The 20,855-nt window shown below is 60.3% G+C and carries 16 protein-coding genes; 10 read left to right on the top strand and 6 right to left on the bottom strand.

Annotation, left to right across the window (positions count from 1 at the left end):
• Positions 1-384 precede the first annotated feature (384 nt).
• Entirely contained in the window at positions 385-1,515 is a 1,131-nt protein-coding gene (locus DTF_RS0100940; protein ID WP_027713813.1) for an efflux RND transporter periplasmic adaptor subunit, read from the top strand.
• Entirely contained in the window at positions 1,512-4,616 is a 3,105-nt protein-coding gene (locus DTF_RS0100935; RefSeq protein WP_027713812.1) for an efflux RND transporter permease subunit, read from the top strand. Before DTF_RS0100940 ends, DTF_RS0100935 begins: the two co-directional genes overlap by 4 nt.
• An 873-nt stretch (positions 4,617-5,489) precedes the next feature.
• On the opposite strand, the gene DTF_RS0100920 is transcribed toward DTF_RS0100935, so the two are convergent.
• Positions 5,490-6,314, bottom strand: coding sequence for an NAD(P)-dependent oxidoreductase (locus DTF_RS0100920; protein WP_027713810.1), 825 nt, complete (start codon positions 6,312-6,314; stop codon positions 5,490-5,492).
• Between the two features lie 55 nt (positions 6,315-6,369).
• Positions 6,370-6,879, bottom strand: a complete 510-nt coding sequence (locus tag DTF_RS0100915; RefSeq protein WP_027713809.1) for a YcxB family protein — start codon at positions 6,877-6,879, stop codon at positions 6,370-6,372.
• Between the two features lie 1,396 nt (positions 6,880-8,275).
• Between DTF_RS0100915 and hypA the strand changes: the two genes are divergently transcribed.
• The 5 genes from hypA to hypE all read left to right on the top strand — a co-directional run bounded on the left by hypA (position 8,276) and on the right by hypE (position 11,964).
• Positions 8,276-8,617 carry a hydrogenase maturation nickel metallochaperone HypA gene (gene hypA, locus DTF_RS0100910; RefSeq protein WP_027713808.1) on the top strand — a complete coding sequence of 114 codons (342 nt, stop codon included), beginning with the start codon at positions 8,276-8,278 and terminating at the stop codon, positions 8,615-8,617.
• 2 nt (positions 8,618-8,619) lie between these two features.
• Entirely contained in the window at positions 8,620-9,390 is a 771-nt protein-coding gene (gene hypB, locus DTF_RS0100905; RefSeq protein ID WP_027713807.1) for a hydrogenase nickel incorporation protein HypB, read from the top strand.
• A 130-nt stretch (positions 9,391-9,520) separates the two neighbouring features.
• A complete protein-coding gene (locus DTF_RS0100900; protein WP_027713806.1) occupies positions 9,521-9,751 on the top strand; it encodes a HypC/HybG/HupF family hydrogenase formation chaperone in 231 nt (76 codons plus the stop codon).
• Complete coding sequence (hypD, locus tag DTF_RS0100895; RefSeq protein ID WP_027713805.1) at positions 9,748-10,839, top strand: hydrogenase formation protein HypD; 1,092 nt, start codon at positions 9,748-9,750, stop codon at positions 10,837-10,839. Before DTF_RS0100900 ends, hypD begins: the two co-directional genes overlap by 4 nt.
• 111 nt (positions 10,840-10,950) lie before the next feature.
• The gene (gene hypE, locus DTF_RS0100890; protein WP_027713804.1) at positions 10,951-11,964 is read left to right on the top strand and encodes a hydrogenase expression/formation protein HypE; all 1,014 of its coding nucleotides are present in this window, start codon (positions 10,951-10,953) and stop codon (positions 11,962-11,964) included.
• Positions 11,965-12,070: 106 nt separating this feature from the next.
• Here the strand turns inward: hypE and DTF_RS0100885 are convergent, their stop codons facing one another.
• Positions 12,071-12,562, bottom strand: coding sequence for a histidine phosphatase family protein (locus DTF_RS0100885; RefSeq protein ID WP_027713803.1), 492 nt, complete (start codon positions 12,560-12,562; stop codon positions 12,071-12,073).
• Between the two features lie 127 nt (positions 12,563-12,689).
• Here DTF_RS0100885 and DTF_RS0100880 point away from each other — a divergent pair, with 127 nt between their 5' ends.
• Positions 12,690-13,889 (top strand): 6-phosphofructokinase, encoded by a 1,200-nt coding sequence (locus tag DTF_RS0100880; protein WP_027713802.1) that lies wholly within the window; start codon positions 12,690-12,692, stop codon positions 13,887-13,889.
• Between the two features lie 227 nt (positions 13,890-14,116).
• On the opposite strand, the gene DTF_RS0100875 is transcribed toward DTF_RS0100880, so the two are convergent.
• The 3 genes from DTF_RS0100875 to DTF_RS0100865 all read right to left on the bottom strand — a co-directional run bounded on the left by DTF_RS0100875 (position 14,117) and on the right by DTF_RS0100865 (position 18,559).
• Positions 14,117-14,908, bottom strand: coding sequence for an IclR family transcriptional regulator (locus tag DTF_RS0100875; RefSeq protein WP_027713801.1), 792 nt, complete (start codon positions 14,906-14,908; stop codon positions 14,117-14,119).
• 63 nt (positions 14,909-14,971) lie between these two features.
• A complete protein-coding gene (locus tag DTF_RS0100870; protein ID WP_027713800.1) occupies positions 14,972-16,285 on the bottom strand; it encodes an acetyl-CoA hydrolase/transferase family protein in 1,314 nt (437 codons plus the stop codon).
• Positions 16,286-16,756: 471 nt separating this feature from the next.
• Positions 16,757-18,559 (bottom strand): sigma-54-dependent Fis family transcriptional regulator, encoded by a 1,803-nt coding sequence (locus DTF_RS0100865; protein ID WP_035055095.1) that lies wholly within the window; start codon positions 18,557-18,559, stop codon positions 16,757-16,759.
• A 333-nt stretch (positions 18,560-18,892) separates the two neighbouring features.
• Here DTF_RS0100865 and had point away from each other — a divergent pair, with 333 nt between their 5' ends.
• Together had and DTF_RS0100855 are read left to right on the top strand one after the other, a co-directional pair.
• On the top strand, positions 18,893-19,966 hold the full coding sequence (had, locus tag DTF_RS0100860) for a 6-hydroxycyclohex-1-ene-1-carbonyl-CoA dehydrogenase (protein WP_027713798.1): 1,074 nt from the start codon (positions 18,893-18,895) through the stop codon (positions 19,964-19,966).
• A gap of 24 nt (positions 19,967-19,990) precedes the next feature.
• A complete protein-coding gene (locus DTF_RS0100855) occupies positions 19,991-20,791 on the top strand; it encodes a cyclohexa-1,5-dienecarbonyl-CoA hydratase (RefSeq protein ID WP_051360620.1) in 801 nt (266 codons plus the stop codon).
• The last annotated feature ends 64 nt before the right edge of the window (positions 20,792-20,855 follow it).

Raw genomic sequence — 20,855 nt, 5'->3', positions numbered from 1 at the left:
CTTCGTCAACGACGTACCTTCCGGTACGCCTTATTCCTCAGGATTTCAGCCGCCTTGCATCTGGACATTTTTGATCAGTCTGGGAAAAGTACTTTTTAAACCTGCCAAGGGGGACCGGCTCCCGCAGGGTGCCCGTCCCCCTATTTCCAAATCCTTCGCGCTATCGCGCCGCCAGATCCTCCGGCCGGACCCGCCAGTGCTCCTCCGGTCCCTTTCTCATCCTGCCGGCACTGTATCAAAGGACGATTGACTGTCAAATTAAGGAGATGGGCGAAAAATGCCCCTTGCGTCGACTCCCGTTTGAGCTTAACTTAACGTTGAGTATACAATCGGCTCCGGATGCCGGAGCCGCTTCCATTTTTACCTCCTTAAATCGAAGGACTCATGAAGAAGCGAATCTTCCTCTCCCTGCTGGGCGTCATTGCGGTGGTCGCGATCCTCGGCGGGATCAAGGCGCTGCAGATCGGCAGGATGATCGAAGCGGGAGAGAGCTTTGTCCCGCCTCCCGAAACCGTGACCACTGCCGAAGTGCGGACTGAATCGTGGGAATCGTTGTTGACCGCCGTGGGATCTCTCGAAGCGGTCCAGGGAGTGACAGTATCGGCGGAGCTGCCGGGCAAAGTCGTGAAGCTCGGCTTCGAGTCGGGCGAGATGGCCGCCCGAGGCGACATCCTGCTGGAGCAGGACACCTCCTCGGAGAGAGCCCGGTTGCCGGGAGCGGAAGCCGCCGTCGCGCTGGCGAAGAACAATTTCAGACGAGCGGGCGAGCTTCTGAGGGAGAAATTCATCTCCCAGGCCGAATACGACAGAGCTGAATCGGAATACCGGGTGGCCGTCGCCGCGGCCGACGAGATTCGCGCCACCATTGCCAAGAAAACTATCCGGGCGCCCTTCGCAGGCCGGCTCGGCATCCGCCTGGTCAATCTCGGAGAGATTCTCCAGGAAGGGGATGATATCGTCTCGCTGCAGGCCCTCAACCCGATTTTCGCCAACTTTCTTCTCCCCCAGCAGCAACTGGGGCGGATCGGAATAGGTCTTCCCGTGCGGGTGACCACCGATGCCCTCCCCGGCGAGACGATCGAGGGGCGGATCACCGCGATCAACCCCCAGGTCGATGCCGCCACCCGCAACATCCGCGTTCAGGCCACGGCGGACAATCCCGGCGAGCGGCTGCGCCCCGGCATGTTCGCAAACGTGGCGGTAGTACTGCCCCAACAAAGCGAGGTATTGACCATCCCGGCCACGGCGGTGCTGTACGCTCCCTACAGCGATTCGGTCTTCGTTGTCGAGGAAAAGAAAGATGAGGAGACCGGCGAGACGGCACTGGTGCTGCGCCAGCAGCTGGTGCGGCTGGGAGAGAAACAGGGAGATTTCGTCGCGGTGCTTTCAGGGCTGAAAGAGGGGGAATACGTCGTGAGCACCGGAGCGTTCAAGCTGCGCAACGGCCAGTCCGTCGTCGTCGACAACACCCTGGAGCCGGAGTTCAAGCACCAGCCCACTCCAGAGAACGAATGAAAATCACCGACCTTTTCATACGCCGTCCCGTTCTCGCTCTGGTGGTCAACCTGGTCATCATCATCGCCGGTCTGCAGGCGATTCGCACCCTCAATGTGCGCCAGTACCCCACCAGCGAAAACGCTTCGGTCACCGTCACCACCGTTTACGTCGGCGCCAGCGCCGACCTGGTGCGCGGCTTCATCACCACCCCCCTGGAGCGGGCCATCGCCGCCGCCGACGGCATCGATTACATCGAGTCTCAGAGTGCCTTGGGCCTGTCGACCATCAAGGTCCGCCTGAAGCTCAACTACGATTCGACCAAGGCACTGGCGGAGATCAGCTCCAAGGTCGACCAGGTCCGGGCCGATCTCCCTCCCGAGGCCGAGGTGCCGATCATCAACATCGAATCGGCCGACAGCGAGTTCGCCTCGGCCTATCTCAGCTTCAGCTCCGACATCCTCCGACAGAACGAAATCACCGATTATCTCGTGCGCATCGTGCAGCCGCGCCTATCGGCCCTGGAAGGGGTGCAGCGCGCCGATATCCTCGGCGCCCGGACCTTCGCCATGCGCATCTGGCTCAAACCCGAACGCATGGCGGCCATGGGCGTCAGCCCGGCGCAGGTGCGCCGGGCGCTGGCCGCCAACAACTTCCTCTCCGCGGTCGGCCGGAGCAAGGGATCCCTGATCCAGGTCAACCTGACCGCCGACACCAACCTGAGCGATCCTCGCGACTTCGAGCGCCTGGTCGTTCGCGAAGAGAACGGGGCCATCGTGCGGCTTGGGGACATCGCCGAGGTCGTCCTGGGCGCGGAGGACTACGACGCGGAGGTGCGCTTCTCCGGCCAGACAGCGGTTTTCATGGGCATCTGGCCTCTGCCCAACGCCAACGCCCTCGATGTGATCAAGCGCGTGCGCACCGAGATGGCGGCCATCCAGAAGGACCTTCCCGGCGGTCTGGAGGCGCGCGTCGCCTACGACGCCACCGAGTACATCGACAACGCCATTCACGAGGTGCTCAAGACTCTGAGCGAGACCCTGCTCATCGTCGTTATCGTCATCTTCCTCTTTCTGGGCTCTTTCCGCTCCGTCTTCGTCCCGGTGGTGGCGATCCCCCTGTCGCTGATCGGCGCGGTCTTCCTGATGCAGGCTTTCGGCTTCACCGTCAACCTGCTCACCCTGCTGGCCATCGTCCTCTCCGTGGGTCTGGTGGTCGACGACGCCATCGTGGTGGTGGAGAACGTCGAGCGCCATCTGAGCGAGGGGCGCTCACCCCTCGACGCCGCCCTGCTCGGCGCCCGGGAACTGATCGGGCCGATCATCGCCATGACCGTCACCCTGGCGGCGGTCTACCTCCCCATCGGCCTGCAGGGGGGGCTCACCGGCTCGCTCTTCCGCGAATTCGCCTTCACCCTGGCCGGGGCGGTGACCATCTCCGGGATCGTCGCCCTGACCCTGTCGCCGGTCATGTCGGCCAAACTGCTCAAACCGGGGATCGAGGAGCACGGGCTGGCCGGAAGGATCGCCCGCGACTTCCGGCGCCTGCGCGGCGTCTATGGCCGCCTCCTCGACGGAACACTCCGTTTCCGTCCTGCCGTTTACCTGGTATGGATTGCCGTCTCCCTGCTCACCGTTCCCATGTTCATCATGTCCCCCAGGGAACTGGCCCCCACCGAGGACCAGGGAGTCATCTTCGGCATCCTCGACGCGGCGGCCAATTCGACTCTCGACCAGACCAGCCGCTACGCCGCGGCGGCCAACCGGGCCTTTCTCAGCGTACCGGAGACCGAATTCACCTTCCAGATCACCTTCCCCTCTTCGGGCTTCGGCGGCCTGGTCACCGAACCCTGGGACGAACGCGAGCGCACCATCTTCGACATCCTTCCCGAAGTACAGCAGAAGCTCTCCGCCATCCCCGGCATCCGGATGTTCCCGGTGACGCCGCCGGCGCTCCCCGGTGGGGGACAGTTCCCGGTGGAGTTCGTCCTCGCCTCCACGGCGGAAACCGACCGTATCCTGCAATTTGCCGAGCAGATCCAGTTCCAGGCGATGCAGAGCGGAATGTTCGCCTTCCCGCCGCTGATCGACGTCAAGATCGACCAGCCGCAGGCGGAGTTCGTCATTGACCGCGACAAGGTGGCCGATCTCGGCCTGGACCTGGAGCAGGTCGGCTCCGACCTCGGCGCGATGGTCGGCGGCGATTTCGTCAACCGCTTCGACATCGCCGGCAGAAGCTACAAGGTCATCCCGCAGATTCAGCGGACGGACCGCCTCAACCCGGACCAGCTCCGCAGCATCTATATCACCGGGCCTGAAAACGAGCTGATCCCCCTCTCCACCGTCGCCACCATCCGCAACACCGTCGTGCCGCGCTCCCTCAACCGCTTTCAGCAGCTCAATGCGGTGAAGATCAGCGGGGTGGCCGTGCGCCCCCTCGACGAGGCCCTGAATTTCCTGGAGGAGGCCGCCGCCGAAGTCCTCCCCGACGGCTACGTGATCGACTATACGGGGGAGTCCCGGCAGCTGCGGACCGAGGGGAACAAGTTCCTCCCCGCATTCACCCTGGCCATCATTCTTATCTTCCTGGTCCTGGCGGCCCAGTTCAACAGCTTCCGAGACCCCTTCGTCATCCTCGCCGGATCGGTTCCCCTGGCGATGTTCGGCGCCCTCCTTTTCACCTTCCTGAAGATCCCGGACCCGAGCGTCCCCTTCTGGACCCAAGGGTGGACGACCACTCTCAACATCTACTCGCAGGTTGGACTGGTGACCCTGGTCGGGCTGGTGTCGAAGAACGGCATCCTGATCGTCGAGTTCGCCAACCAGCTCCAGCTGCGGGGCCATGCCAAGCTGGAAGCGGTGCGGGAGGCCTCCATGACGCGCCTGCGCCCCATCCTCATGACCAGCGCCGCCACCATCGCCGGCCACTTCCCCCTCACCCTGGTGACCGGCGCCGGTGCCGAGGCCCGGAACTCCATCGGTCTCGTGCTGGTCGGAGGCATGGCCGTCGGCACCCTCTTCACCCTCTTCGTCATCCCGTCGATCTACATGCTGGTGGCCCGGGATCATTCGAAGGACCGGGGGCGGGAAGCGGCGGGGGCGGCTGTGGAAGCGGAAGCCTGAGACCACTGCAGGCCGGGATTAGGCGCAGCCGTTCCCGGCATGTTCTCTGATGCACCTGCTACGGTGGTTTGGCGGGAGGATGATCCGGTTTCCAGAAAAAGATCGGGGAAGAGAGGCAAACCCGGGGGTCTCGCCCCCCGACGGCGACATACTCTTTTACAGGCCTAAAAGAGTATGCAGAAAAGGGCCTGCCACTGGCGTGGAGCACGCCTACGCCGATCTTTAGAGTCATCAACATCAGCTTTGCCGTTGACTGCGGCGTGCTTATCCTCACCGGTGCTAAACGGAAACCTCGCGCAATGGGTCTCCAACGTCGAGTTACTCCCCGGCAGTGCAGTTCCCATTTCGGTGAAAACCTCGCGCCCGAGGGGGCCGGAAGAGATCAGGCCCCCGTCTTTCATGCTCCACGCCAGTGGCCGCCGTTTCTTTGCTTCCTTTCTTTTCGGCGGGATAAAAAGAAAGGAAGGCGGGGATCTCCCGGGCTCTCAGGCGCTTCGGGCATCCCCGCAGGGACGGGCTCTGCGGCTCGAGGAAGACATGAGGCATTGGGGGGGGCAGCGTCTGCGATCTTGATTTCTGGTCCGAAGATGCCAACACCGAAACCCGGGGGTCTCGCCCCCCGACGGCGAAATACTCTTTTACTGGCCTAAAAGAGTATTCAGAAAAGGGCCTGCCACTGGCGTGGAGCACTATTTTGCCAATCTCCGGGATCATCAACGATGGCGCTGCGAATAATCGCGACATGCCTCTCTGCACCGGTTTTGAACGGAGACCTCGCACAATGGTTCACCGGCATCAATGGCCGCACTGGCAGCGGAGTTCCCGTTTTGAGTGAAAAACCCGTACGCGAGGGACCGGATGCCAAAAGGGTGGTCAGGTATCCAGGAAGAGATCGGGGAAGAGGGGCTCGCCCGGCTGGACGGCGTACCGATCGAGATCGGTGATCCCATCCTCGGCCAGTACCTCGTCGTCGATGAAGAAGTTGCCGGTGCACTGGCGGCTGTCGCGGGTGAGGATGGCGTGGGCGGCGTCGGCGAGGATTTCGGGGGTGCGGCACTGCTCGGGTTTGACGGCGCCGCCGAGCATGGCGAGGGCGGCGGTGGCGATGACGGTGCGGGGCCAGAGGGCGTTGACGGCGATTCCGGCCGGGCGGAATTCTTCCGCCATTCCCAGTACGCATAGGCTCATCCCGTACTTGGACATGGTGTAGGCGACATGGTCCCGGAACCAGCGGGGGTTCATGTTCAGCGGCGGGGAGAGGTTGAGGATGTGGGGGTTGGCGGCCCTTTCCAGGTGGGGTAGGCAGGCCTGCGAGCAGGCGAAGGTGCCGCGCACGTTGACCCCGAACATCAGGTCGAAGCGCTTGAGGGGGGTTTCGCGGGTGCCGGTCAGGGAGATGGCGCTGGCGTTGTTGACGAGGATGTCGATCCCGCCGAAGGCCTCCACCCCCTTCTCGACGGCGTGCCGGATCTGCTCCTCGTCGCGGATGTCGGTCTGCACCGGCAGGGCTCGCCCGCCGGCGGCTTCGATCTCCTCGGCGGCTGAATAGATCGTGCCGGGGAGGCGGTCGCGGGAGCGCACCGATTTGGCGGCGATGACGATGTTGGCGCCGTCGGCGGCTGCCCGCAGGGCGATGGCCTTGCCGACGCCCCGGCTGGCGCCGGTGATGAAGAGGGTTTTGCCTTGGAGGGAGGACATGGGGGGCTCCTTTCGGAAGCTGAGGGGAAAAGTATATCCTAAATCAACATCCCTATCAGCTTCCGGAGAGGTCCGGCACACCGGCCGCATCGAGAATATCCTTGAATCGCCTGGCCTGACCGGCGCTCATGACGCCCTCGGGGACGAAGAAGAAGGCGCTCCGGTCGTGATAGAGCAGGAAACCGGGAGCCCGTTTCCGGTAACCTACGAAATTATTCCAGGGCTGGCGGTAACCGGACGTCCCGCTGCGCACCGAGAGCTCGTCCTGCGAAATCGCCACGGTCAGCTCTTCGCCGAAGAAGGGGTGACGGCAGGCTGTACGCAGGGATTTGGCGACCAGCAGGTGTTTTGACAAAACAGCGAACAGGCCGGTGGCAAGAAGCAGCGAGGCGATGACGGGCGAGTGATAGAACCCGCCGAAACCGAGCGCGCCGATCATGATGCAGAGTACGCCCCACAGGTAGCGCATTTTGAGCGTGGGGTTGCTGCTGAAATGGGCATCCAGGAACTGTTGCCAGAGTTCCCTGGTGAGGCGGTAGTTGAGGATGATGATTGTTTCGGACATGGGGGATGCTTTTTGGTGAGAGTTGGAGTAGATGGAGGGTTCGGGGCGGTGTGCGACGGGGAGAGTGTGTTCTGGTTCCCTGTTGCCCCTGTGCTTACAGGGTTATTTTTGATGCCGAAAATCGGCGTGTAAGGGTTATAACGCAAAAAAATCGCCCCTGCCGGCACATCACCGGCAAAGGCGGTTCAAATCTGTCTTCCCTCTCTCAATCTCATCCCATCCCCAATGCACAATGCAAATAAAGCCAGAGGTTACAATTTATCCATAAAGAGTGTCAAAGAAATTCGCCGGTCCCGGCCGGCGGCCGGGTGACTTTCTTTGCTGGTCCAAAGAAAGTCACCAAAGAAAGGACCCTGCCACTGGCGTGGAGCACTCCTGTGCCGATCTCCGGGGTCATTAACAACGCGCCGCAGATCACCACAGCACACTTATCGGCACCGGCTGTAAACGGGGACCTCTCGCAATGGTTCACCGACCTCATGTCTGCACCTCGCGTGCAGGCATCGAAAGCACAGCGAGTTTATCACTGTCAGAATTACCGCCTGTGAGACTCATCGACCCTTTCCTATAGTGCCCAACGAGTCTGGGAATTCAGTGGGGACGCTGGTGACTTGGAGCTGGTGACTTGTTGACTTCCGATCGACCGCGTATCATTCCCAATATCCCTCCCCACCTTCAGCCCCAATGGCCAGAAGCACCCGCCTTCGCCAAGGCTTCGGCGGGCATGAGCCGAGGAGATCTTAGGGATTCGAACCGCTCAATCCTATAACGCAAAAAACCGCCCCTGCCGCATATCACCGGCAAAGGCGGTTCAAAATTCTCACTTCCCTCTCTTTCGACCTCAGCACAGCCCCCATGTCCAATGCAAATAAAGCCAGAGGGTACAATTTATCCATAAAGAGTGTCAAAGAAAAAACAGGCACATCAAGACCCGGGGGTTGCGCCCCTGACGGCGCCGTCCTCTTTTACTGGCCTAAGAGAGAGTATGCAGAAAAGGGCCTGCCACTGGCGTGGAGCATGTCTGCGCCGATCGTTGTGGTTATCAACGAGAGAGCTGCGGATTACTACCGCTTGCTTATCCGCACCGGTGTCAGACGGGAGCTTCTCGCAATGGGTCTCCAACATCGAGGCTCGCACTGGCGGTGCAGTTCCCGTTTTCAGAAAAAATTCCCGCTCCTGAGGGGGGCGGAAAAGATCAGGCCCCTCTTCGCTGCCACGAAGCAACGACCTGGTCAATGGCAGCGGCTTACTTACCGTGCAGATGGTGGTCGGAAAAGAAATCGCTACGCCAAATGCAAACGAGTTCGGCATGGAAAAAGCTTGTTCTCTTGTGTTTCTGCGGTAGAATCGGTGGATCGTTTCTCATCTCCAAAACCCCTCGAAAGACAAGCGGCGAATGCACGAACTCGGAATCACACAGAGCATCATCGAAATCGCCGAAAGGCACGCCATGGAGGGCGGCGCCCGGAAAGTTCTGTCCCTGACCGTCGAAATAGGCGAGCTCTCGGGGGTCGTTCCCGAAGCGGTCGAATTCGCCTTCGAAGCCTGCTCCCGGGGGACCCTGCTGGAAGAAAGCAAGCTGATCATCGAAAGCATCCCGGGCCGCGCCCGATGCGGCGACTGCCGCCGAGAGACCGGTATCGACCGCTACAGCTTCGCCTGCCCGTCCTGCGACGCTTTCGCCCTGGAAATCCTGCAGGGCGAGGAGCTGCGCATCAAGGAAATGGAGGTCGACTAGACATGTGCACCGACTGCGGCTGCGAGCCCGCGCAGCATCACCATCACGATCATGACCACGGTCATTCCCACGGTCATGGTCACCACGAGCACGAGCACGGGCACGACGCCGGCGCTAAAACGATCCGCATCGAGGAGGACATTCTCGGCAAGAACAACCGGCTGGCCGCGGGCAACCGGGCGCTCTTCTCCGAGAAGGGGCTCTTCGTCCTCAACCTGGTCAGCTCCCCCGGCTCGGGAAAGACGTCGATCCTGGAGCGGACCCTCACCGACCTCGGCGGCCGGCACTCCTTCGCCGTTCTGGAAGGGGACCAGCAGACCTCCAACGATGCCGAGCGCATCGCCGCCACGGGGGTGCCGGTGCGGCAGATCAACACCGGCGCCGGCTGCCACCTGGACGCCCACATGGTCGGCCACGGCGTGGAGCATTTCGATCTCGACGCCGCCGACCTGCTGATGATCGAGAACGTCGGCAACCTGGTCTGCCCCGCCTCCTTCGACCTGGGCGAGGACCACAAGGTCGCCGTCCTTTCCGTCACCGAGGGAGAGGACAAGCCGGTCAAGTACCCCAACATGTTTCACGCCGCCGACGTGATGCTGATCAACAAGATCGACCTGCTCCCCTACCTGCGCTTCGACATGGAGAAATGCAAGGACTTCGCCCGCCGGGTCAATCCGGGCATCCGCATCTTCGAGCTCTCCTGCCACAGCGGCGAGGGGATGGACGCCTGGTATGAGTGGCTGGCTGAGGGAGTGAAAAGAAAAGGACGGTGATTGGTAACTGGTGATCAGTGATTAGTAACTGGTGATCAGTGATCCGTGATCAGTGATCCGTTAGAGCTTTTACCGATCACCGATCACTGATCACCGATCACTGATCACCGATTTCCAAAGGGAGCTTGCGATGTGTCTAGGCGTACCTATGCAGGTGATGAGCATTGACGGGGAGACGGCGGTCTGCGAGATCGACGGCGTCCGGAGGGAGGCGAGTCTGATGATGGTCGACGGCGTGTCCGTGGGGGATTTCGTCATCATCCACGCCGGGTTCGCCATCGAGAAGCTGGACGAGGAGAACGCCCGGGAGACCCTGCAGATCTTCCGAGAGCTGTTAGCCCGGGGGGCAATGCCGGAATGACATATACTAGAGAATTCCGTAACCCCGATGTCGCCAAACACCTCCTCGAAAGGATTGCCGATACCGTCCGGGATCACGCCGGCTCCATGACCTTCATGGAAGTCTGCGGGACCCACACCATGGCCATCTATCAGCACGGCATCCGCAGCCTGCTGCCGGAGAAGATCCGGCTGATCTCCGGCCCCGGCTGCCCGGTCTGCGTCACTCCCGTGGACTACGTCGATCATGCCGTGGCCCTCGCCCGCCGCCCCGGCACCGTCATCGCCACCTTCGGGGACATGGTGCGGGTTCCCGGCTCGACGAGCAGCCTGGTGAACGAGCAGGCCGCCGGCGCCGACGTGCGCATCGTCTACTCCCCCCTTGATGCCGTCGCCCTGGCGGCGAAGCATCCGGACAGGTCGGTGGTTTTTCTCGGCGTCGGCTTCGAGACGACTGCTCCGACGATCGCCGGCTCGGTCATCGAGGCGCAGCGGCGAGGGCTGGACAACTATTTCGTCCTCTGCGCCCACAAGACCATCCCCGGCCCCATGGCCATCCTCGCCGACGACCCCGGGCTGCAGGTCGACGGCTATCTCTGCCCCGCCCACGTCAGCGCCATCATCGGCGCGGAGGCGTACGAGCCTCTCGCCCGCGACCACAAGGTCCCCTCTGTCGTGACCGGCTTCGAGCCCCTGGACATGCTGCAGGGGGTGGAGATGCTCGCCCGGCAGGTCGTCGCCGGAGAGGCGAAGGTGGAGATTCAGTACAGCCGGGTGGTCAAGGCGGGAGGGAACCCCAAGGCCCGCGAGGTCCTCTACCGGGTCTTCGAGCCCTGCGACGCCCGCTGGCGAGGCATCGGCGTCATCCCCGGCAGCGGCCTGGGCCTGCGCCCGGAATACGCCGCCTTCGACGCCGCAACCCGCCTCCCCGTCGAGGTGGAAGAGCCCAGGGAGCACCAGGGGTGCGCCTGCGGCGAGATCCTCAAGGGGAAGGTCACGCCGAGGCAGTGCCCCCTCTTCCGCACCGCCTGCACCCCCGAGAACCCCGTCGGCGCATGCATGGTCTCCAGCGAGGGGACCTGCGCGGCGGAGTACAAGTACGGAACCTGAAATAACCAGTGACAGGTGATCGGTGATCAGTTATTGGTTTTGTGAATTGCCGATCACCGATCACTGATCACCGATCACTGATCACTGATCACCGCTTTTCGGAGCTTTTCAATGAAATCCGACATCATCCTCCTCGGCCACGGCAGCGGCGGGAAACTCAGTCACCAGCTTCTCGACGAGATCATCATCCCCGCCCTCTCCGGAGTGGCCCGGCGGGACCAGAACGACGCCGCGGTTCTGACCCACGGCGGCGGGCGGCTCGCCTTCACCACCGACTCCTACGTGGTCGATCCGATCTTCTTCCCCGGGGGGAACATCGGCGATCTGGCCGTCAACGGCACGATCAACGACCTGGCCATGAGCGGCGCCCGCCCGCTGGCGATCAGCGTCGGGCTGATCCTGGAGGAAGGCCTCCCCCTTGCCGATCTGCGGACCATCCTCTCCAGCATGAAGGAGGCGGCCGAAACCGCCGGCGTGGCCATCGTCACCGGCGACACCAAGGTCGTCCCCCGGGGGAAGGCCGACAAGATCTTCATCAACACCTCCGGGATCGGCGTCTTCGACCACGAGTTCGACATCCGCGGCAGCGGCGCCCGTTTGGGGGACAAGATCCTCATCAACGGCACCATCGGCGACCACGGCATGGCCGTCCTGGCCAGCCGCGAGGGGCTTGATCTGCAATCCGACATCCGGACCGACAGCGCCTCCCTCCACCACCTCGTCGTCGCCATCCTCGCCGCCGGGGGGAGCGCCGTCCACGCCCTGCGCGACCCCACCCGCGGGGGCGTGGCCACCACCCTCAAGGAAATCGCCCTCCAGTCGGAGATCGACATCACTCTGGACGAATCCTCCCTGCCGGTGAGCGACGCCGTAGGCGGCGCCTGCGCCATCCTCGGCCTCGACCCGCTTTACGTCGCCAATGAAGGAAAGCTGCTGGCCGTGGTCGCACCCGAGGCCGCCGAAGGAGTTCTGGCAGCCATGCGGCATCGTCCCGAGGGGAAGGGGACGGCGATCATCGGAGAAGTCACCGGCGCCTCCTCCGGCAAGGTTTTCATGCGCACCGCCATCGGCGGCCTGCGGGCCATCGAGATGCTTTCGGGGGAGCAGCTGCCCAGGATCTGCTGAAAACCTGACACAAAGCATTTACCACAGAGATACTGAGACCACAGAGGAAAGCCGGTCCAAGGTGTGAATGGTTTTCTCTGTGCCTCTTGGTTCGGACCTGATGGCTCTATTTCCCCGCCAGCATCTTCATCTGCTCCGCCGGAATCAGAAACACCAGCTCCCCCTCTCCGGGTTTCAACTCCGCCGCGTCGATGCGGCACAGGCCGCCGTTCTCGAAACGGACCCGCACTGAGGTGTCGCCGCCCAGCAGCAGGGAGGCGATGCGGGCGAGGGACGGCAGGTGCCCGGCGACCAGCACCCTTTTCTCCCTCCCGAATCCGCGCAGGAAAGAAACGGCCTCATCAGGCGGAGCCGTCGCCTTGACCGTCTCCGTCTCCACGATGTCGCTGTAAGGGTAGTTCACCCCCTCGGCGACCAGGGCAGCGCTCTGGCGGGAGCGTTTCTTCGGGCTGCAGACGATGACGTCGAAGGCGATTCCCATCCGTTTCATCGCGGCCGCCGTCGCCTGGATCTGCGCCACCCCCTCCCGGCTCAGCGGCTGCTCCGGATTCTCCTCTTCCGGCACCGCCCGGCCGTGCTGCATGAGATAAAGTTCCATTTCTCGCCCTCCTTATGCGGGGTTCCTAATCGTGGTGAGAACATCCTCTTGGGACATTGTTGCATTATGCCAGAGGTTGTCTAGTATTGACACAGGATGATCGCTGAAACCAGCAAGGAGAGACGATATGGCACCTTACAAAGGCACTATCGGCATTCTGACGGGCGGAGGCGATGTGCCGGGGCTCAATCCGGCCATCCGCGCCGTCACCATTCGCGCCCTGCGTGAAGGATACCGGGTTCTGGGGATTCGCCGGGGGTGGGCGGGGCTCGTCGACTTGGTCCCCGAGAAGGATTTCGACAACAGCAGCAATGTGCAGGTGCTGACCGAGGACATCGTCAACCGGGCGGGGAGAACGGGAGGGACCTTCCTCCACACCTCGCGCACCCGGCCGAGCCACCTCCCAAGCGGAATCGTGCCGCCGCACCTCAGGGACAAGTACGCCGACGAAATCAACGACATCACTCCCGAGGTCCTCAAGAACCTGGAATTCCTGGGGATCGATTTTCTCATCCCCATCGGAGGGGACGACACCCTGAGCTATGCCGAGCGTCTGCACGAGGAAGGGGTCAAGGTGGTGGCCATCCCCAAGACCATGGACAACGACGTGCCCGGCACCGACTACTGCATCGGATTCTCCACCTGCGTCACCCGCACCATCGAGCTGACGCACCGCCTGCGGACCTCGGCCGGCTCCCATGAGCGGCTTCTGGTCATCGAGGTCTTCGGCCGCTATGCCGGCTTCACCGCCCTGCTCCCCACGATGGCGGGAGCCGCCGACCGCTGCCTGATCCCCGAGCATCCTTTCGAGGTCGAGGAGCTCACGGAGATCCTGGTCCAGGACCGAAACCGCCACCCCAGCAAATACGCGGTTGTGCTGGTTTCCGAAGGGGCCAAAATGCTGCACGAGCAGGAGATGTCTTTCGAAAGCGCGGAAGTGGACCAGTACGGGCACCGCAAGCTGGGGGGGGTCGGGGACAAGGTTTCGGCCCAGCTCAAGGAGCTCTCACCGCGTTTCAACAACGGGCGGCGCATCAATGTGCTCAATCAGCGTCTCGGATACCTGGTCCGCTGCGGCGATCCCGACGCCCTCGACTCCATCGTCCCCATGGCCTTCGGCAACATCGCCTTCGATCTCGTCCTGCAGGGGACCTCCGGGCGCCTCATCAGCATTCACAACGGTTGCTATGACAACATGCCCATTGATGTGGTCACCGGCCACAAAAAGATCGTCGACGTCAGCAAATACTACAACGTCGGCCGCTTCCGCCCGAGATACGAAACGTTTCTCCGGCAGCCTCTTTTCATCATGACCAGCGATTTCTGACCTCTCGTGATCGGTAGGGAATCGCCCGGAAGAAATTCACTGGGGAGAAATATTTTTTCTTGCAAAAGATGACCACTGCGGTTATATTTAAAACCAAGATATCAAACCTTCTTCGCTCCTGATACTCCCGAATGTTTGCGCGTTGGTTCTCCCTCCTGGCCGACGCGCTTTTTTTTGTCGAATTCTCTCTTCGGGCTCCGTCTGGTGGCCCCTCCATCATTTCACCTTCATGACGCTTGTAAATATCCGAGTCTTGCAGAAATATCCGCTGCTCCCCGGGTTACGAGCGGAACAAGTTCACTAGCGATACGTCCATCGCTGAACCGAAGAGACGGTCCCAGGAGGGTAATTGCCCCGACAATCCTTGAGGTATTATCCCGAATAGGTGCTCCTACACTTCTTAGCCCTATTTCCAGCTCGTCGAGTTGAACGGCGTACCCCTTGTGTGCAATCTTCCGGAGGTGAGTCTCCAACTGCTGACGGTCGGTAATGGTGTATGGCGTGTATTGTTGAAACTGGCAGTCAAGGACATACCTCCTGAGTGTCTCCTCCTCAAAAAAGGCGATCTGTGACTTGCCGCCCGCTGTGCAGTAGGCAGGAAGCTGCGAACCTATTCGCGGCATCACCCGCAGGGGATGTTTACTTTCGACAACGCCCAGGTTGACGATACACGAATCTTTCAGAAAGGACATGCAGGCCGTCTCGTTGCATTCCCTGACCAGCGACTCCATGATGGAACGCGATATATCAAGAGTGCTCAACTGTCGAATAGCCGCTTTGCTCAACTCAAAGGTTTTGAAGCCGAGGCGGTACTTTTCCGTCACGGGGTCCTGCTCGATAAAGTTGCGCGATCTCAGAGTGGACAGCAATCTGGAAACCCTGGTTTGGGGAAGCTGCAGAGATCGGCTCAGATCGGCCAACCCGAGTTCGTCCATGTTTCCAAGGAACTGCTCAAGGAGATCGATGGCATGGGAAACAGAGAGGATGTTGTATGCAGAATTTTTTTCGTAACTAGCCATGGGTCGAATCCTTGAATTTCGCGTGACCGCCTTCGCACGCCTTATCTTTAAGCATGTCGTCATCTAAATACGGTTCATTTTCCGCGCCGCCTCCATGAGCTCTCCACGGAAATCCGGATGGGCGATGTTGATCAGGTTCAAGGCGCGTTGTCTGGCGGTCTGTCCCCGGAGCTTGGCGACCCCGAATTCGGTCACTACATGGTCTACATCGTTCTTGCTTGTGGTGACGGAGGCTCCTGGCGCGAGGGTCGGCACGATACATGAGACTTTTCCGTTCTTGGCGGTCGCTGCCGTGCAGATGAAGCCTTTGCCGCCGCGAGATCGGTTGGCGCCCCGAGCGAAGTCGGCCTGGCCGCCAGTGCCGCTCCACTGCAGATGCCCAAAGGATTCTGAACAGCACTGACCGAGAAGATCGACCTGGATGGTGGCATTGATGGAAACCATATTGTCGATCTGTCCGATCACACAAGGATCGTTGACATAATCAACCGGATGCATCTCGACTACGGGGTTTTCATGCATGAATTCGAAGAGGCGCTTTGTTCCAAGGGCAAAGGTTCCGAGGGTCTTGCCGCGATTGATTGTTTTGCGTGAATTGTTGACCGCGCCGGCGAGCATGAGATCGGCGATACCGTCGGAAATCAACTCCGTGTGTACCCCCAAATCCCTCTTCTTGAGCAATGCAGTGCAGACTGCATTAGGTATGCCTCCCCAGCCGAGCTGCAAGGTTGAGCCATCCTTTATGCGTTCCGCAATGTACCCTCCGATGGCCTCTTCTACCGTGGAAACCGGAGGGATATCCAGTTCCTTCAGCGGCTCGTCGCATTCGATGATATGGTCGACCTCGGAGATGTGAATGTGACAGTTGCCGTGCGTGCGGGGAGCATTGGGGTTCACCTGCACCACGACCTTCCTTGCTTTCCTCACAGCCTCCATGGTGTAGCCGACGGAGAGACTGCAGGTAAAGTAGCCATACTCATCCATGGGGGACACGACCGTCCCCGCCACGTCGACGGGCCAGTAGTCACGCAGCAGTTTGGGAACTTCGTGAAAGTGATTGGGAACAAAGTCAGCCCAACCCTTCTGAACCGCTTCGCGAGACACGTGGCTGATGAACCAGGCGTTAACCTTGATGTGTGGAACCGAGTCCTCTGTAAAATAATCGGAACAGAGATGATGCTGCTGATTGACGACAACACCCTCCAACTCATGTTTGCGAGCCGCCAGCGCCCTGACCATGAGGGTCGGTTCTCCGACCCCGAGAGGAAAACAGAGATGGTCTCTTGACTTCACTGTTGACGCAGCTTCTGCCGGTGTGCAGAGTTTTTGCTGATAGGCCTGTTTAAAGTTTCCTCTGGTGATTGATAGATTTGTCATTCTATTCGCCTCCCTTGGGTTTTCTTTTTTGACGGCAGGCTTGTCACCTGAGTCCGCCTGTCGTAACTCGGAATATGCACCCGGGCGTCCCACTCTGCGTTTTTTGCTGTCCGGGCCTCACACGTCGTGCTCTAAGGCATAGCAAGGCTGATACCAAACAATGTTATTTTTTAAGATGTCGACTTCTTTCTTGCTTAAGTCATTGATTAGACTGGGGATTAAGGATATTCTAGGATGGTGGGCGGTGGGTTCGTTTGGGCTTGCCGTGTCAATGATCATTGACAGACGGGAGACGAAGGTGGGATCAACCGATGGAAAATACTGAATATCCGGGATGTTGTGTTTGCTGTGAATTGTTTACTGATTGTACAGAGTGTTGACTGAATGCAGCCGGGCACCGGTGTATTCGGCCTTCGATATTCGATAAAACAGGTTTTCAGCTGGGGATCGATAATGGGAGGCCAGGGGGGGTCAGGATCGGTCAGAATCGTCCTTTTCATTATGTTTTTGCAGCTTCCTGTAAAGCCATTGTCTTGAGATTCCCAGAATCCGGGCAGCTTGGAGTTTATTCCCCTGGCTGAGCTCGACGGCGGTAGTAACGAGTACCTTTTCGAAATCGTCCATGATCTGGTTGAGGTTCTTCTTGCCCAGGCTGGCAGTGATGTAATCCTCGATGTTGTGATGGGACGCACTTTCCGTCCGATTGTCATCGCGGAGGATAAGATTTGCAAGCTTTTCGGGCAGATGTTTTCTCCCGATCAGCGGCCCGGTGACCAAGTTAAAGGAGCTTTCAATCACATTTCGTAATTCACGAATATTCCCCGGCCAGACGTGACCCTTGATGGTGGCCCAAGCTTCCGGGTCGAGCCCCTTGACATGGAGCCCGAATTCGGAATTGAACTGATCTATGAAACTTTTCGTAAGGGAATAGATATCTTCCATCCGATCACGAAGAGGGGGAATGGAGATAGTCACCACCTTCAGGCGGTAGTAGAGGTCTTCCCGGAATTTTCCTTCCACGACCAACTGTTCCAGATTGCTGTTAGTCGCCGCAACCACTCGGACATCCACCGCCTTTGGCGTCGTGCAACCAAGCTGTGTCAGCTCTTTCTCCTGCAATACACGCAGCATTTTGGCCTGCATGTACAGCGGCATATCCCCAATCTCATCCAGGAAAATGGTCCCGGTGTGGGCCTGCTCGAACTTGCCGATCTGCCCCCCCCTTCTTGCGCCGGTAAAAGCTCCCTCTGCGTAACCGAATAGTTCCGACTCCAACAGGTGCTCCGGGATGGCCGCACAGTTCATCTTGACGAACGGCGCGTATCGCCGACTGCTGGCGGCGTGGAGAGCGTGCGCAAAAAGCTCCTTGCCGGTCCCGCTTTCCCCTCTCAGAAGGACATTGGAGTTTTTCTGGGCCACGCGCAGGAGGGTTTCCTTAGACTCGGTGATCTTTCTGCTTTGACCGACAATGCTGTTTACGTCGTACTTGAAGAGAGATTCTTCCCCCGTCACATTGCGGCGCGGTTCCCGTGTTGCCGATGAAGCCCGCAGGTGGTTGGCGATGCGGCCGATCTCCCGCACGTCATTAAAGAGGATCTTGCCCATGCAGCCGATGACTTTGCCGTCCTTGATAAGTGGGAAACGGCTGGCGTAAACCTGTTTGCCATTGAAGTAATGGGTAATGCCGATTTCCGGCTTGCCTGTCTCCATGACGGTCGACAAGTGGGAAGGCTGCGAATCAAGGTAGGCTTTATCAACGTGCTTGCCGATAATGGCTTGAGGATTGGAATCGAGAAGTTTGGCGAAGGCCTGGTTAACCAGCACCACGATTCCATCACGATCTACCACGATGATGCCGTCGTGATCGTAGTTCATGAAAGCATTCGCCGAACGGAGAATCTCCTTCAGTTCGTCGGAAGACGTCGCGACATCCTCATGAAGCGCCTTGTGAAGCGAAAGCGTCCCGCCTACGACCAGATCATCCTCCACAATCGGCACATAATTGCAGACGATGCGCCGTGATCCGACGGTGATGACCTGGTTGCTGAAACTGATGCCGTTTTTGATCAGGTTGCTCATGTTGGCCAGGTCGGCAACCGCGTCGAATCTCTGTCCCAGGAGGGTTTCGGGGGAGAGGCCCATCAGGCAACCGGCCTGTTCATCGAGGGATACGATGCCGAGACCCGTGTCCAGTCGGATAAAACCTATTTCGTCCGATGCAGACAGGGACTCTCCGCGTGGGGGGCATCCGCCTCTTTTCTCGCTGCAATTCACTCCAATGCCTTTCTGCCCACCTCAAAATTCCTGTGGGGGGAACTAAAATCCAGCTTAGTTCAGATCCTGGTATAATATCATTTTCTAATGCCGCGGTGGTCATCTTCCACCCGAATGCGGTCGCCTCTTAAGTATCTTTGAAACTTATTCTCTTGACAACCAAAAAGTATTGCGGTACTTGTTTACCGAATAACCGGCCCCACATTCTGCCCATTCCCCGGTCAGAGGGGTTGTCAGCATTCAACATCTCGTGCGGAGTGCGCCACCCTCTCAAGGCGGCTCCCCTGCCGAATCCAGAAGGATTTACTCAAAGAAGATGAAGGAGGAAGATCAATGAGCAATGCACCGCATCGTTGGCAAATGACGGCAGTAGGTGAGCCCAAGACGAAGGCAGAATTCGACCCGTTTCCACCGTCCGCCGGGGAAGTCGTGGTCGAGGTGGCCGGCTGCGGGGTCTGCCACACGGACCTGGGCTTCTATTACGACGGCGTGCGCGTCAACCATGAATTGCCCTTGACGCTCGGCCACGAAATCAGCGGCCGCGTAGTCGCCGCCGGAGCCGGGGCCGAGCAGTGGCAGGGGAAGGCCGTGATCATTCCCGCCGTGATACCTTGCGGGGAGTGTGAACTCTGCGCCTCCGGACACGGCACCATCTGCCGCAGCCAGCAGATGCCCGGTAACGACATCCACGGAGGATTTGCCACCCACATCCGCGTTCCGGCCAAGGGGCTGTGCCCTGTGGACGAGCAGCGGCTGGCTAAAGCAGGGCTGCAGCTGGCCGATGTCTCGGTGGTGGCCGACGCCGTGACCACTCCTTATCAGGCGGCGGTGCAGGCCGAGGTAAAGCCCGGCGATCTGGCCATTGTGGTGGGAGTCGGAGGGGTCGGCGGCTACGCCGTGCAGATCGCGAATGCCCTGGGGGCCACCGTGGTCGCTCTCGATGTGGACAAGGCAAAACTCGACAATATGGCCAAATACGGCGCAGCGCTGACTCTCAACGTTCGAGAGCTCGATGCGCGCGAACTCAAGAAGGCGATCCAGGGATTCGTCAAGGAGAAGGGACTGCCCGGCACCGGATGGAAGATCTTCGAGTGCTCCGGCACCGCCCCCGGTCAGGAGACCGCCTACGGCCTGCTTACCTTCGGAGCCACCCTGTCGGTGGTGGGGTTCACCATGGACAAGGTGAATCTGCGCCTCTCCAACCTGATGGCCTTCCATGCCAGGGCCCTCGGCAACTGGGGATGCCTGACCGAACTCTATCCCGCGGCGCTCGACCTGGTACTCGATGGCAAGATTGCGCTGGCTCCTTTCATCGAGCGCCATCCTCTCGAAAAAATCAACGAGGTCTTTGCAGAAGCCCACGCCCACAAGCTGACCCGGCGCGCCATCCTGGTTCCCAATTCATGATGCTTGCATAAAGGAGATGTTCAGATGAGTGTCGAAAACGCAAAAAACCCCGAACCGGGCGCCTCCCCCCTCAAAGTCTGGCTGGAGCATGAAGGCAAGCTGCTGCGCCTGCGCCTGGCCCGTCCGAAGGCCAACATCGTCGACGCCGCCATGATCGCGGCACTGCAGGCGGCTCTCACCGAGCATCTGTCGAGCCCATCGCTTCGGGGAGTGCTTCTCGATGCCGAAGGGCCCCACTTCAGTTTCGGCGCCAGTGTGGAAGAACACCTTCCGGAATCCTGTGCCCAGATGCTTCAGGAACTGCATGCTCTGATCAAGCAACTTCTGAAAAGCCCGGTTCCGGTCCTGGTTGCCGTGCGCGGCCAGTGTCTGGGTGGGGGCCTCGAGGTGGTATCGGCGGGCCACCTGATCTTCGCCGCCCCCGGCGCGGTGCTGGGGCAGCCCGAGATCAAGCTCGCGGTCTTCGCTCCTGCGGGCTCCTGCCTGTTGCCGGAGCGCATCGGCCAGGCCCAGGCCGACGACCTGCTTTTCTCGGGACGCAGTATCGACGGAGAAGAGGCTCACCGTCTCGGACTGGTCAACGAGATTGCCGAGGACCCGGAGCAGGCGGCGCTCGCCTATTTCGAGAAACATCTGGCGCCGCTGAGCGCCAGCTCTCTGCGTCTCGCCGTGCACGCCTCCCGGGCCGATGCCGTTGAGCGCATCGTGAAGAAGCTCGACGAAGTTGAGCGGCTGTATCTCGAAGACCTGATGGCCACCCACGATGCCGTCGAGGGGCTGACGGCCTTCATCGAAAAGCGTTCCGCCAAATGGGAGGACCGCTGATCCGGAAGGATGGAGGATGGGTTCCCCGCTGTAAGGGGCAAACTCAAAGCTAGTTAAACAGAAC

Source organism: Desulfuromonas sp. TF (assembly GCF_000472285.1).
Taxonomy (GTDB): Bacteria; Desulfobacterota; Desulfuromonadia; order Desulfuromonadales; family ATBO01; genus ATBO01.
This window is presented reverse-complemented; position numbering and strand designations above follow the sequence as displayed.